Source organism: Psychromonas sp., assembly GCF_983033635.1.
Window position 1 is genome coordinate 1 of record NZ_CEZLMY010000090.1, and the last position, 14,215, is coordinate 14,215.

The following is a 14,215-nucleotide window of genomic DNA, read 5'->3' on the forward strand; positions in this document are numbered from 1 at the left end:
AATTATTATCAATGGGCTGCAGTTTTTTACTAGCCTGGCGTTAACCCACTTAATTTTTCCCTCTGAGTTTTTATTTTAGGACAAGTATGCTGAATAACCAGTTTTGAGCTGGCCATTTTAGAGTGGCAGTGCTGTTTGTTTAATCGAGGTGATGAGACAAATGCAATTGAACTGGTTACTATTGCTACTTTGTAATAACCAGAGTTGATGATATGACCAATAACCTTAAATTTTCACAAGCCGCCACTGAATTATTAAAGCGCCGAGTGGCAGGTACAAAAGCTACTCGCTTAGATGCCCCAATTCGTCCTAACTCAATCGATGATGCTTTGGCGGTGCAGGCGGAAATGATAGCGCAGCGTAGTGATCCTGTTGGCGGCTGGAAATGCCTTTTACCACCCGCTGAAAATCAGATGGTAGTCGCGCCAATTTTTGCCGAGACAATTAATCGCGGTCAGTTTTGCAAATTGTTTGCCGATAATAAAGTGGCACGTATTGAACCTGAAATCGCTTTTGTTTTAGGTAAAGATCTGCCCGCGCAACAGGAAGATTACAGCCAGGCAGAAATTGATGATGCGCTGTCGGGCTGTTATATGGCACTAGAGTTAATGCAGGATCGTTTCCAGGAAAATAGTGGCGTTGAATTTTATGAAAAGTTAGCGGATTGTTTGGTTAATCAAGGTTTATTTATTGGTCCGGAGATAAACCGTTCGCTAGCTTATTCCGCCAGTGAAATAACCATTAATGTCTCACAGGCGAACTCTGCGCAGACCTTTGCGGGCGAACACCCGAATCAATTGCCACAAAATCCTCTCTATTGGCTGATCAATTTTATGAGCAAGCGCGGCACCGACTTTAAAGCAGGGCAAGCGATTATTACCGGATCATATGCGGGCATTGTTGAAGTGCTGTTTGATAGCAGGACAGAAATTGAATATCAGGGGCTAGGTAAGTACACGCTTGAATTTAAAGAATTAGTGTAATTACTCAGGTCGTTGCCATTTAAGCTAATTTCCGCGTTGAAAAATGCTCATTTAAACGACTAAACTGCGCTTTTTCGCCTTGAACTCAGCATAAATGGCTTAGCCCTGAGCATTTACAGTCTTATTTGAGAAAAACACCTTAAATTATTGAGGTGCTGAGTAGTTACAAATTAGTTTGAAATTTTGACCCAACTCTTTGTTATAAAAGCTGAAGTGTAAATTATGTGTCCTTTGGTTGTTTCTTTTTTTTATTGCGTAATAATGTTTTTTTAGAAAATATTATAAGTGGAGTATCGAAGATGCCAACATCTGCACAGCCTGTAGTCGCTTTTCAACAAGCTGAATCAACGAATAAAAAACACTATCAACCTAAGCCATTTGTTGAGCTTACTCATCCGCAGTGGTGTAAAAATGCCACCATTTATGAAGTCAATATTCGCCAATATACTCAAGAGGGCACGTTTAAAGCATTTGCCGAGCATCTTCCACGTTTACAGAAACTGGGTGTCGATATTCTGTGGTTAATGCCGATTCACCCTATTGGCGAAGAGAAGCGCAAGGGTGATAAAGGCAGTGCTTATTCTGTAAAAGACTATAAAGCGGTTAATCCTGATTACGGCACTTTAGCAGACTTAAAATCTTTAGTTGCTAAAGCGCATAGCATGGGGATGTACGTTATTTTAGATTGGGTAGCAAACCACTCGGCATGGGATAATGTATTAACTAAAACGAATCCAGAATGGTATAGCAAAGATCATAACGGTAATTTCCAACCGACACCCTGGTGGGATTGGTCTGATATTATCGATTTTGATTACTCCAACCCGCAGATGCGCGAGTATATGACTGGCGCACTGAAATATTGGCTAGAGGAAGCTGATATTGATGGTTATCGCGCCGATGTGGCAGGTTTTGTTCCTACCGATTTTTGGGATAATGCCCGTCAGGAGTTGGATGCTATCAAACCTGTGTTTATGTTAGCCGAATGGGATGCGCGTGATCTGCATAAAAATTCATTTGATATGACCTATGCGTGGTCACTGCATGAAGAGATGCATAATGTCGCTATGGGTAAAAAAAATGCTTCTGCAATCTATCTGCATTTTGCGCATATCTTAAATTCATGGCCTGATAATGCGATTCTGATGAACTTTGTTGATAACCACGATAAAAACTCCTGGGATAAAACCATGTTTGAGCGTTTTGGTGATTATCTGCACACCTGTATCGTGTTAACGGCAATGGTTGAAGGGATGCCGCTTATTTATAGCGGACAAGAGGCGGGATTAGATAAGGCGTTAGCTTTTTTCGATAAAGATCAAATTATCTGGCAAGAGCATGCGATAGGGAAGTTATATCAGCAACTTTTCACTTTAAAACATAATAATCAGGCACTTTGGAATGGTGATTGGGGCGGTAAAATGATCCCGGTTGTAAATAATAAACCTGAGGCTATTTTCTCTTTTGTACGTGAAAAAGCGCAGGATAAAGTGTTTGTGGTTTTAAATTTTTCAGATAAACAGCAAACCGTGAGTTTTAATGAAAATATTCAATTAGGCTGTTATCAGGAGTTATTCAGTCAAGCGTCAGTTACTTTCGAGCAAGACTCTACTGATACAATTGAAGCTTTCGGCTACCGGGTTTATGTGCAGAAATAAGAGTTATAGCCAGAGAGTACTTCCAGTGATCTCTGGCTTAGTCCTTCGCACTGACATGAATGAGTTGCTAATCTATAAATAACGTCAGTAACTCATTTAAATATCTGTGCCCTAACGCGGTTATTTTCCAACTGCCGGCATTTTCTATTAGCAGTTTTTTGGTTATCGCTTTTTGAATCGGCTGTTTGATGGAGTCAATGCTAAGTCCTGTATAAGCTTCAAATTCGCTAAATGGAATAGGTTCAAATAGACGCAAACGGTTCATCATATACTCAAAGGCTAACTCATCAATTGCGACGCTATATGATTCATCTAGGAATGGGCGCGAACTGTCTAAATACCCTTTCGGGTGTTTGATTTTACTGGTGCGAATGATTTTATTTTCAAGAGGCAGTGTAAACTTGCCGTGTGCACCGCAGCCGATACCTATGTAGTCACCAAAACGCCAGTAATTAAGGTTGTGCTGACATTCAAAACCAGCCTTGCTGTAACCTGAAATTTCATATTGTATATAACCATTTTCAGCCAGTAATTTCTGACCCTGTTCCTGAATATCCCATAACAGTTCATCTTCAGGCAGTGTCGGTGGATGTGAAAAATATTGAGTATTTGGCTCGATGGTTAATTGATACCAGGATAGGTGCGTTGGTTTTAGGGATATGGCAGTCTGCAGATCTTCTAATGCATCGCTGAGGCTTTGATCGGGCAGACCATGCATTAAATCAAGGTTAAAGGTTTTTATGCCGGCTGCAACTGCTTGTCTGGCTGCATTTTTAGCCTCGAGCGGGCCGTGAATTCGCCCCAGTTTTGTTAGTTTCTGCTGTTGGAAGCTTTGTACTCCAAAGGAGAAGCGGCTGATACCAGCTTTTTTAAAGTCACTGATCTTTTGATTTTCAATGGCACCCGGGTTGGCTTCAAGGGTGATCTCAATATCCTGTTTAAAAGGGATCTTTTTTTCGATCTCAGTTAATAACCAGCCGATCCCCTGTGCGGAGATTAAACTCGGCGTACCGCCGCCGATAAAAATGCTTTCTAAGCTTCTGCCTTGCACATAAAGCAACTCATTGCTTAGATCATCTAACAGTGCCTGCAGATAATCTTGCTCGGGGATCTCGCCGCGCAATTTATGGGAGTTGAAATCACAATAGGGGCATTTCTCAATACACCAGGGAATATGAATATAAAGACTGAGCGGCGGCAACAAAAGCATGAAAAGACCTATTGGGTTGAGCAGGAGAAACTCCCATCTCGAGCATGGGAGTGAGTTTTAAAAGTTTTTAACTTAACTGTTCTTTTAATCGTTCAACTAACATCGCCAATGCTTGACCACGGTGACTTAATTCGCCTTTTCGTTGTTTGCTGAGTTGTGCAGATGAACATTGCTCGCTTTCAACCCAAAAAATCGGATCGTAACCAAAACCGTTTTCACCCTGTACAGAGTCGCTGATCACACCTTCCCATGTACCCTGGCAAATGACCGGTGTCGGATCGAATTCATGGCGCATATACACTAATACGCACTGAAAACGCGCGCGACGATGTTCGATACCGACGCCTTCTAGTTTATTTAATAGCAGCTCTATATTATCTTGGTCGCTGGCATTTTCACCCGCAAAACGAGAAGAGTAGATGCCGGGTTGACCACTTAAAAAATCGACCTCTAAACCTGAATCATCAGCAATTGCAGGTAACCCGGTTACCTTGGCTGCATGACGCGCTTTAATAATCGCATTTTCAACAAATGTAGTTCCTGTTTCAGGCACTTCTAAAACATCAAAGTGACTTTGTGGTAAAACTTCAATTGAGAAGCTGTTAAGTAGCTGACTCATCTCTCTTACTTTGCCTTTGTTACCTGTGGCTAAGACCCATGTTTTTTTCATTTTATTTGCGCCTCTCTTGTCTTAATCGACATAAAATTTGTGTTGGAATTTCAGTATATTGGTTTTATTTTGTGTGTTTATTTTAATATTAAAATTAACAATCTCTTCATTGCTGAAAGGGTAGGTTGCGATATAATAAATTGTATCTCCTTCCACGATCTCTTTAAATTTTAATATTTGTGTTTGTCCGATTAAGTTTTTTCCTGTCCCTGAAAGGTCGGCTGCCAGCGCCTTGAATTTTACCTGTTTATCCTGAACGGAAATATTAATTATGCCAGTGTATTTACTGCGTTTAATGCCGTAATGTTTGGCGATATCAGCCTCTAAAAAAGTTGATGGCAGGGCGATATAATGTACTTTTAAATTGGCAAAATCTTGTGACTGCTCGGCAAAACTTGGCAGACTGAAACAGAGCAGTAGAGAAGCGCAGATAAGCCGATAAAGTTTGTACATGATTATTCCTCGTTAGTAAAAAAGGCTGGTATCTGTTTGGGCTTATTAATTCTCACTAATTTATGACGGTTTAATAACCCTTTTTCAACTGTGATTGCGCCTTTTGGCACTTTGAACTGTTTACTGAGAAACTTAATTAAATGTGCATTTGCTTTGCCGTCAACGGGGGGCGCGGTAATAGCTATTTTGAGTTCATCACCAAGCAAACCAATAAATTTATCGCGACTCGCTTTAGGTTGTAAAACAAGACGAAGTAAAAGATCTGCCCCGTCTTGTTTCAGATAAACAGCTGACATTAAAAAAGTCTGCTTAACAGATCATTAACCAGCATTTCTAAAAACTGCAGACCAATTAACACTACGATCATCGATAGATCTAACCCGCCCATTGGTGGAATAAAACGACGAACAGGTGAGAGTAGCGGTTCGGTTAATTGAATCATTACCGCCTCTATTGGATTATGTCCACGACTTATCCAGCTTAAAATAGCACGTAAAATTAACACCCAGAAAAGCAGTTTAAAGACCGCCGTTAATAAGATAATAAGACTAGAAATAAGGATTACTATCGGGTTCAATGATGCCCCCATAATTAAGCTCAATACGACAATTTTCAGAGAAGCAACAATAAAAGCAAATATGATTGTTGCCATATCCCAACCTGCAAAGCTGGGGATGATTCTCCGTAAAGGCGCTACAACTGGTTGCGTTGCTTTGATTATAAATTGGCTGAACGGGTTATAAAAATCCGCACGGGCAACTTGTAACCATACGCGTAACAATACCACCATGATATATAGATCAAACAGGGTGTTGACTAGAAAATTAACTGAACTCATTAGACTTTCTCTCTTTCAAGTAAGGTTAAAATAATTTTTCCATCTCTTGACCGCGATCGGCGACTGCCTGCATCGCTTTAGCAACAATATCACTTAACCCTAATTCGTTAAATGTACGCAAGCCTTCTGCCGTTGTGCCGCCTTTTGAGGTGACATTTTCACGCAATCTAGACAGGCTAATATCAGCGTTTTCTTTAACCATTTCAGCACTGCCCAGTGCCGTTTGTAAAACCAGTAAACGCGCTTGTTGCTCATCAAATCCCATTTCAATCGCTTTAGCCTGCATCGCCTCCATAAACAGGAAGAAATAAGCGGGTGCTGAACCTGATGCGGCAGTAACTGCGTTGATCATCGCTTCATCTTCAATCCAGACGATTTCACCCACAGCGGACATCAACTCGCCGGAAAAGGTTTTATCTTGTTCACTGACCTGCTTTGATGCGAATAAACCTGTCATCCCTTTTTGCAGTAAGGCGGGCGTATTTGGCATGGTGCGGATAACCGCTGTATTAGTACCCAATAAAGATTGCAGACGTTGTACGGAAATACCCGCAGCAATAGAAATAACGAGTTTATTACTAAAGTCGACACCTTGATCGGCAAGTGTTTGACAAACCGTCGCCATAATTTGTGGTTTAACGGCTAATACAATAACGTCACACCAATTTGTCGCATCTATGTTGTCTTGAGATCCCTTAACTGCATATGATTTTGTGAGTTGTTGAGTGTTATCGACACTGGGATCGCTCGCGCAAATAAAATCGGCTGGATAACCGCCCTTAACTAAACCGCTGATGATGCTGCCAGCCATATTGCCAGCACCAATAAAAGTAATTTTTTTATGTAACATTGTTATACCCTTTTTAATTAGTTTCTTGAGCCAAAGATATCACTGCCGATTCGCACCATAGTGCTACCGCAGCGAATGGCACTATCCAAATCACCACTCATGCCCATTGACAGTGTATCAACTTCTGGATAGAGCTGTTGCAGTTTCTGATAGATGTTATGGAGTGCTTTGAATTGATTTTCAAGTCGCTCGTTATTCTCCGTTTTTTCTGGAATCGCCATAATGCCACGTAGTTTTAAGCGCGGTAAGTCATTTACTTGTGACGCCAGTTCAATAACTTGCGATAAAGTAGTACCCGATTTGCTTTGTTCTCCGCTAATATTAACCTGCAGGCAAATATTAAGTTCGGGTAGCTCGCTCGGACGTTGATCGTTTAAACGCTGTGCGATTTTAAATCGCTCAACACTTTGTACCCAGTCAAAATTTTCAGCAACAGGACGTGTTTTATTTGATTGTAACGGGCCAATAAAATACCAATAAATAGGCTCATCAAAATCATCATCGCCTTTAATTTGTTGAATTTTTTCGATGCTCTCTTGCACGTAATTTTCACCAAAATGGCGTAAACCAGATTGATAAGCTTGCTTGATTGAAGAAACAGGCTTGGTTTTACTCACTGCGAGTAACTGAATTTGATCAGTATTACGTTGTACTTGCTGAGCTGCATGAGCTATTTTTTGTTTAACGCTTGTTATTTGTTTAAAAATATTAGTCATCATAAATAAGGTTTTAAATTATGGATATCACAGAATTATTGGCTTTTAGTGTAAAGCATAATGCATCAGATCTACACCTTTCTGCAGGAGTTCCGCCAATGATTAGGGTAGATGGTGAAGTTCGCAAGATAAATGTGCCTGCATTAGAGCATAAAGAGGTGCATAGTTTAATTTATGACATCATGAATGATAAGCAGCGTAAAGATTTTGAAGAGCAGTTGGAAACCGATTTTTCATTTGAAATTCCTGAGTTGGCTCGTTTTCGTGTAAATGCATTTAATCAACAACGCGGTGCGGGTGCGGTATTTCGTACAATCCCAAGTAAGGTTTTAACACTGGATGATTTAGGTGCGCCTGATATTTTCAAAAAGATCTCTGATTTTCCGCGTGGTTTAGTTTTGGTAACCGGGCCAACAGGCTCCGGTAAATCAACGACCTTAGCTGCTATGATCGATTATATTAATGACAGTCGCCATGAACATATTTTGACGATTGAAGATCCGATTGAATTTGTACATGAAACGAAAAAATCACTGATAAATCAGCGTGAAGTTTTTAAAGATACGCTAAGCTTTGATAATGCATTAAGAAGTGCATTGCGTGAAGATCCAGATGTTATTCTGGTCGGTGAGATGCGTGATTTAGAAACAATTCGTTTAGCATTAACAGCGGCAGAAACGGGGCACTTAGTTTTTGGTACCTTGCATACCACCTCTGCTGCAAAAACAATTGACCGTGTTATTGATGTATTTCCTGCAGCTGAAAAAGGGATGGTGCGCTCGATGTTATCTGAGTCATTACGAGCGGTTATCTCACAAACACTGCTTAAGAGGACTGGTGGTGGGCGTGTTGCTGCTCATGAAATTATGATGGGTATTCCTGCAATTCGAAATCTGATTCGTGAAGATAAAGTTGCACAAATGTACTCCGTTATTCAAACAGGGATGGTGCATGGTATGCAAACCCTGGATCAAGATTTACGCAAGCTGGTAGCCACAGGTACAGTCTCTCATGCAGACGCGGCGCAAAAAGCGGCAGATCCAAAAACCTTCTAAGGTGGATTAACTTATGTTAGATAAATTATTAAATAGAACTGATCAATTAAAAGCTTCCGATCTTTTTCTTTCTGTTGGTTTACCCCCCACCATTAAGCTTAATGGACGTTTGGAGTCATTAACGAAAACAAATCTAAGCACAGAGGATGTTTATAGCTTACTTAAAGAGGCAATGGGGAGCGAGCGTTTTGCTCAATTTCAGCTTGTTAAGGAAGCTAATTATGCGCTTAACTCTAAAGACTCGGGGCGTTTTCGTGTCAGTGCGTTTATGCAGAAAGAAGAACCTGGTATGGTTATTCGGCGCATTGAAAGTAAAATTCCAAGCTTTGAGGAGTTATACCTACCAGAGCAGTTAAAAGAAACCTGTATGGCACAACGAGGTTTGATTTTATTTGTAGGGGCAACGGGCTCGGGTAAATCGACAACGCAAGCTGCGATGGTCGGTTACCGTAATCAGAACTCATCTGGGCACATTTTAACGATTGAAGATCCGATTGAGTTTATCCATCAGCATGGACGTTCGGTAGTTACACAACGAGAAGTTGGTATTGATACTGAGTCATTTGATAAAGCGCTGAAAAATTCATTGCGCCAAGCGCCAGATGTTATTTTAATCGGTGAAATAAGAACTCAAGAAACGATGGAGTTTACTTTAACTTTTGCAGAAACGGGGCATCTATGTATGGCAACATTGCATGCCAATAATGCCAATCAAGCATTAGATCGTATTCTGCATTTAGTACCGAAAGAACGTAACCGTCAGTTTTTATTTGATTTATCTGTCAATTTACGTGCGATTGTTGCTCAGCAGTTAGTTCCAACCGTTGATGGAAAAAACCGTCGTGTGGCTTTTGAAATCTTATATAACACGCCGACCATGGCTGAAGCGATTCGCAAAGGTGAGCTTCACCTTATTAAAGATATTATTAAAAGCTCGGCAGAGCATGGTATGCAGACCTTTGATCAGGCGCTATTTGATTTATATGAGAAAGGCGTTATTGGTTATACAGAAACCTTGGCGCATGCCGACTCGTCAAATGATGTGCGCTTGATGATTAAATTAAATTCAAAGGAAGGTAAAGAAAAAACAAGGCCAGGAACATTAGATGATGTTACGTTAGACTTCTAATTTTCGTGTAAATCGTATTAAATAAAAAAGCGGCAACAGTCGCTTTTATTTATACCCAAACTACTTGAATATGCTGATTCCTGCATCTTCAAGTAATTTGGGTATACAGGAAAAATTTTCTAGGAGCAACCATGTTAGTTGTACTTTCCCCTGCCAAAACGCTCGACTATGAAACCCCCTCGCCTATTTCTACATTTTCACAACCCGAGTTATTGTCACATAGTCAATTGCTGATAAACCGTTGTCACAGATTATCTATGCAAGATATCGCTTCATTAATGAAAGTGAGCGATAAAATTGCAGGTTTAAATGTCGCACGCTTTGCTGCTTGGCATATTCCCTTTTCTCTGGATAATGCTAAACAAGCACTGTTTGCCTTCCAAGGTGATGTTTATACAGGTTTACAAGCAGAGAGATTAACGCGTGACACATTAAATTACGCACAAGACCATTTACGCATTCTCTCCGGTCTGTATGGATTATTAAGACCACTTGATTTGATGCAAGCCTACCGGCTGGAAATGGGGACGCGATTAGATAATGAGCGTGGCACTAATTTATACCAGTTTTGGGGTAGTTTAATCACGCAGGCACTAAGTCAGGTTCTACAAGCACAAGGTGATAACCTACTTATTAATTTAGCGTCAAATGAATATTTTAAATCAGTAAAGAAAAAAGAGTTTAGCGGAGTAATTATCACGCCCGTTTTTAAAGACCAAAAAAAGGGGCAATACAAGGTAATTAGCTTCTACGCTAAAAAAGCACGCGGATTAATGGCGCGTTATATTCTTGAGCAACAGCTGACAGAAGTTGAGCAGTTAAAAGCATTTGCCGCAGATGGTTATTATTTTATAGAAAGTGAATCGACAGAGACGGAACTGGTGTTTTACCGAGATGAAGCTTAAAAGCCTACTTTTGGGGCTAGTTATTATGTTTCTAGTACCCCACGCAAAGCGCGGGGCACTAGAAGAAGTTAGATCCTAATCTTCCGATTTATCTTCTTTTTTAGCTTGGCCTGCCCAGTTTGGTTTACCTTTTGCCTTTTTGTTTCGATGGCGTTGTTTGCCCATATCTTCTTTTTTCTTCAGACGTTTTGCTTTTTGCTGCTTCTTCAATTCGTCAGCGCGTTCTTTACCTTTTTTATTTACCGGCTTTTTCAGTTTACGCTGGCTAACTTGTGCTTCTTTATGTGTTGGGCGTAATGTTTTGATCACACGACGTTTTAATTTTTGGTCTGTATAGCGCTCAATTTTTGCAAGAATGTCGATATCATGTGCTTCTACCAGTGAAATCGCAGTACCTTTTTTACCGCCACGAGCTGTACGACCAATACGGTGTACGTAAATATCCGCACTACGCGGCATATCGTAGTTAATGACATGAGTAATATCAGGAACATCAATACCACGGGCGGCCACATCAGTAGCGATTAAAATATTGATTTCCCCCCGTCTGAACTGGGTTAATGCTTGATTACGTTTTTCCTGATCCATCTCACCACGCAAATAGTTACAACTGATTTGCAGCTCAGCAAGTTGTGCAACTAATTCTGCTAAACGCTCTCGTGTTTTTACAAATACGATCGTTTTCTGTTGTTGTTCGTCTTCTTTTACTTCTGGTTGTAAAATCGCAGCTAGCAAATTTAATTTATGCTCAGGGTTATCTGCAATATGAACCCACTGTAAAATCTTGCCACTTTCACGACGTGAAACTTCTGCTTTAAGCTGCACTGGATTTTTCAATACATCACGAGCGAAATCACGTAAACCCTTACCCTCTAATGTTGCTGAAAATAGGGCTGTTTGCTTACGCCAGCGTGTTTCACCAGCGATACGATCCATTTCGCGAATGAATCCCATATCAAGCATTCGGTCAGCTTCATCAAGAATAAGAGTTTCAACTTCACGACAGTCAAACGCTTCCGAGTCGATGTATTCCATTAAACGACCAGGCGTTGCAATAACGATATCAACGGTATCCATTATCACTTCTTCCTGCTCTTGGTATGAAACGCCACCTATGATATTGCCGACAACAAGATCCGTTCCTGCAACTAATTGCTGCGCAACTTCACTTACCTGTACGGCGAGTTCTCGTGTGGGGGTTAATACTAAAATACGAGCTGAACCACCTTTACGACGCGGGAAGTCGATTAAACGTTGTACTGAAGGTAATAAGAATGCCAGTGTTTTACCTGTGCCCGTTGGCGCGCTTGCCATAATATCTTGCTCATCCATTGCTGGAGGAATAGCCAAAGTCTGAATGCTTGTCGGGCGTTTGTGGCCCATTTTAGCAATGGCGTTTAATAAATGTTGGTCGAGCTCAAGCGCTTCAAAAGACATGCGTGTTTCCAAATTACAATAGATAAAAAGTGACATTATAAAGCAAAGATTGCAATTGTGATAAGAATTGTTCAGATAGAGAAAATAATAGTGGTTTTTTAGGTGAGATAAACAGAAAACAGGTAAAATTAGTCATTATCCAAACCGATATCCGATAATAATAATTCGAGGAGGATAATGGAAAGCCTGTTATGTTTTTCTTATGCCCTTGGCATAATTACGCTAAGCAAACGCTGGCTTTAATAAATATCTTTATAGCGTTCATTGACAGCAATAATTTGCCCTTTGTGTTTACGAAATGCAGCCACAACCTGCGGATCAAAATGCAACCCCTCTTGATCATCAATAAACTGTAGCACCTCTTCAATTGGCCATGCTTTTTTATAACAACGATCATGTGCGAGTGCATCAAATACATCTGCAAGTGAAGCAATACGGCCGACTAAGTCAATCTCTTCACCTTTTAAACCATTTGGATAACCAGTACCATCCCATTTTTCATGATGCTGATAACTAATTAAAGCTGCATATTTTAAAATATCCTGGCTTGAATAGCGTACCAGTTCATAACCAATTTCGACATGAGACTGCATGATTTTCCACTCTTGCGCATCAAGTGCACCTGGTTTATGGAGAATATTGTCGGGTATGCCGATTTTACCAAGATCATGCAGTGGTGAAGCTGATTTTATTTTTTCTGACTCGGCAATGGTATAACCTAACTCAAGCGCTAGAATTCTGGATATTTCGGCAACACGGCGAATATGGTTGCCAGTTTCTTTTGATTTACGCTCGATCGCTTCACCTAATAGATAAACAATTTCACGTTGTCCCTCTTCAAGTTCATGACGAAGCTCTTCATTATCGAAGGATGTTTTGGTATTGGTAGCAAATAGTTCGAGTAACGCGATATCTTGACTTGAAAGTGGTAAAAAACCTTCAAAATAAAAAATAATACAACTGTTTGAACTGCTTTGCATATTCATAACAAATGCATTTGAGGTGTAAATATGGCGTTGTTCGGTAATACTTTGAGTTATTAATAATGATGCACTATCGGATAATTTATCAAAATCATTTAGCTCGGTTAGATGTGCAAAATCACCACGAGATTCGATCAGGTGGAAAACAGTTGGATTACAATAAATCCCGAGAGAAGAAAGTGCATATGACGGGGTGTGAGAACACTGTTCAACCAGTTTTGACAGATAGTTTATTGTTTCATCAATAAGAGTTTCATAAGTGATAGCATCAAAAAGTGCAGATGATGATTCAATAACTAATTCAAGGCCTTTTGTATTTTTATTTAGACTAATGATATTCTGGTATGAGCGGAGTGCGCTACACATCAGTGTATCGAGTTTTATGCCGCTTAGTTCCGTTTTGTTCTTGTAATCAGAAATATCATATTCGCGAATTATTTTTCTTTCAGGTGCCTGTCCTGGTTGACCTGTTCGCAACACGATACGGGTTGCTTTGTTGTTCAGCTCATCACGAATGGTTCTAATCAGTCGTAAACCCGCGTCATCGGTTTCCATTACGACATCGATTAATGCAACCGCAATATCGTCATGCTCTAAAAAAAGTTGCTCTGCTTCATATGCAGAATACGCACTTAAAAAGAGTAAAGGGGTATCGTCCCATTCGAAGTTTGAAAGAACTAATTTAGTGACGGCATGCACTTCTTTATCATCATCAACAATCAACACCTTCCATGGAGAAAGGTGTAAAGAAAGTGCTTCTTCAACATTCGTAATATCATCTTCTATAAAAAGAAGATCATCATCATTCATAAAAAGGTCTCGAGAAAGTTATATAAAAATAGGCATGAAATTTAAAATGCTGCATCATCTAGAAAATATCGCCTTCTGTAAGGACTGACGGATCATTATGGTCTTATTTTTAACATGTTATAGTGATATTTCACCTATTTTCTTGTAGTTTGTGATTAATTTCACGTATCAGATCCGTAGATTCGGAACTCTGTTTGAATTTTAGCCTGTTTATTTTGTACTGCCAGATTATTTTATGGCTTTATTGTCAAAGCGGATGACGGTATTTAAAATTAATTCCTTAGTTAATCTATTCTGGTCAAGTCCAACCGGACACCTGACTTTGTAAATTTTATAGTTAATCGGCGTTAAATCACCGAGTGTTGTATGAAGTCGTTCATAGTTGTAATAACGGATATATTCTTCAATATCCATCTTCATCGTTTCACGTGTTAAATGAACAATATTTAATAACCATTCATTCTTTAAACTGCCAAAAAATCGTTCTACAACAGCGTTATCTAAACAAGCGCCTACAC

General features: G+C 39.9%; 14 protein-coding genes and 1 pseudogene. 5 read left to right on the forward strand and 10 right to left on the reverse strand.

Annotated elements, in window-relative coordinates; genetic code table 11:
- Positions 1 to 212 precede the first annotated feature (212 nt).
- On the forward strand, positions 213 to 983 hold the full coding sequence (locus AC4GME_RS12000) for a hydratase (protein WP_490376032.1): 771 nt from the start codon (positions 213 to 215) through the stop codon (positions 981 to 983).
- 299 nt (positions 984 to 1,282) lie between these two features.
- A complete protein-coding gene (locus AC4GME_RS12005; RefSeq protein WP_490376033.1) occupies positions 1,283 to 2,641 on the forward strand; it encodes an alpha-amylase family glycosyl hydrolase in 1,359 nt (452 codons plus the stop codon).
- A 67-nt stretch (positions 2,642 to 2,708) separates the two neighbouring features.
- Here the strand turns inward: AC4GME_RS12005 and hemW are convergent, their stop codons facing one another.
- The 7 genes from hemW to AC4GME_RS12040 form a co-directional block, all read right to left on the reverse strand.
- Positions 2,709 to 3,851: a radical SAM family heme chaperone HemW gene (gene hemW, locus AC4GME_RS12010; protein WP_490376034.1), complete on the reverse strand. Its 1,143-nt coding sequence runs from the start codon at positions 3,849 to 3,851 to the stop codon at positions 2,709 to 2,711.
- A gap of 67 nt (positions 3,852 to 3,918) precedes the next feature.
- Entirely contained in the window at positions 3,919 to 4,521 is a 603-nt protein-coding gene (gene rdgB / locus AC4GME_RS12015) for an RdgB/HAM1 family non-canonical purine NTP pyrophosphatase (RefSeq protein WP_490376035.1), read from the reverse strand.
- A gap of 21 nt (positions 4,522 to 4,542) precedes the next feature.
- Positions 4,543 to 4,974, reverse strand: a complete 432-nt coding sequence (locus AC4GME_RS12020; protein ID WP_490376036.1) for a DUF4426 domain-containing protein — start codon at positions 4,972 to 4,974, stop codon at positions 4,543 to 4,545.
- Between the two features lie 2 nt (positions 4,975 to 4,976).
- The gene (yggU, locus tag AC4GME_RS12025; RefSeq protein WP_490376037.1) at positions 4,977 to 5,270 is read right to left on the reverse strand and encodes a DUF167 family protein YggU; all 294 of its coding nucleotides are present in this window, start codon (positions 5,268 to 5,270) and stop codon (positions 4,977 to 4,979) included.
- Positions 5,270 to 5,812, reverse strand: coding sequence for a YggT family protein (locus AC4GME_RS12030; RefSeq protein WP_490376038.1), 543 nt, complete (start codon positions 5,810 to 5,812; stop codon positions 5,270 to 5,272). Before AC4GME_RS12030 ends, yggU begins: the two co-directional genes overlap by 1 nt.
- A gap of 25 nt (positions 5,813 to 5,837) precedes the next feature.
- A complete protein-coding gene (gene proC / locus AC4GME_RS12035) occupies positions 5,838 to 6,662 on the reverse strand; it encodes a pyrroline-5-carboxylate reductase (RefSeq protein WP_490376039.1) in 825 nt (274 codons plus the stop codon).
- A gap of 17 nt (positions 6,663 to 6,679) precedes the next feature.
- Positions 6,680 to 7,378 (reverse strand): YggS family pyridoxal phosphate-dependent enzyme, encoded by a 699-nt coding sequence (locus tag AC4GME_RS12040; RefSeq protein ID WP_490376046.1) that lies wholly within the window; start codon positions 7,376 to 7,378, stop codon positions 6,680 to 6,682.
- A 20-nt stretch (positions 7,379 to 7,398) separates the two neighbouring features.
- Here AC4GME_RS12040 and AC4GME_RS12045 point away from each other — a divergent pair, with 20 nt between their 5' ends.
- From AC4GME_RS12045 to yaaA, 3 genes are all read left to right on the forward strand, one after another.
- Entirely contained in the window at positions 7,399 to 8,433 is a 1,035-nt protein-coding gene (locus AC4GME_RS12045) for a type IV pilus twitching motility protein PilT (protein WP_490376040.1), read from the forward strand.
- A 13-nt stretch (positions 8,434 to 8,446) separates the two neighbouring features.
- Positions 8,447 to 9,562 carry a PilT/PilU family type 4a pilus ATPase gene (locus AC4GME_RS12050; protein WP_490376041.1) on the forward strand — a complete coding sequence of 372 codons (1,116 nt, stop codon included), beginning with the start codon at positions 8,447 to 8,449 and terminating at the stop codon, positions 9,560 to 9,562.
- A gap of 131 nt (positions 9,563 to 9,693) precedes the next feature.
- Entirely contained in the window at positions 9,694 to 10,467 is a 774-nt protein-coding gene (gene yaaA, locus AC4GME_RS12055) for a peroxide stress protein YaaA (RefSeq protein WP_490376042.1), read from the forward strand.
- Between the two features lie 75 nt (positions 10,468 to 10,542).
- Here yaaA and srmB read toward each other — a convergent pair whose 3' ends face one another.
- The 3 genes and pseudogenes from srmB to AC4GME_RS12070 all read right to left on the reverse strand — a co-directional run.
- Entirely contained in the window at positions 10,543 to 11,904 is a 1,362-nt protein-coding gene (srmB, locus tag AC4GME_RS12060; RefSeq protein WP_490376043.1) for an ATP-dependent RNA helicase SrmB, read from the reverse strand.
- 239 nt (positions 11,905 to 12,143) lie between these two features.
- Positions 12,144 to 13,697, reverse strand: a complete 1,554-nt coding sequence (locus AC4GME_RS12065; protein WP_490376044.1) for a DUF3369 domain-containing protein — start codon at positions 13,695 to 13,697, stop codon at positions 12,144 to 12,146.
- Between the two features lie 298 nt (positions 13,698 to 13,995).
- A pseudogene (locus tag AC4GME_RS12070) lies at positions 13,996 to 14,215 on the reverse strand (IS3 family transposase); the annotation flags it as partial.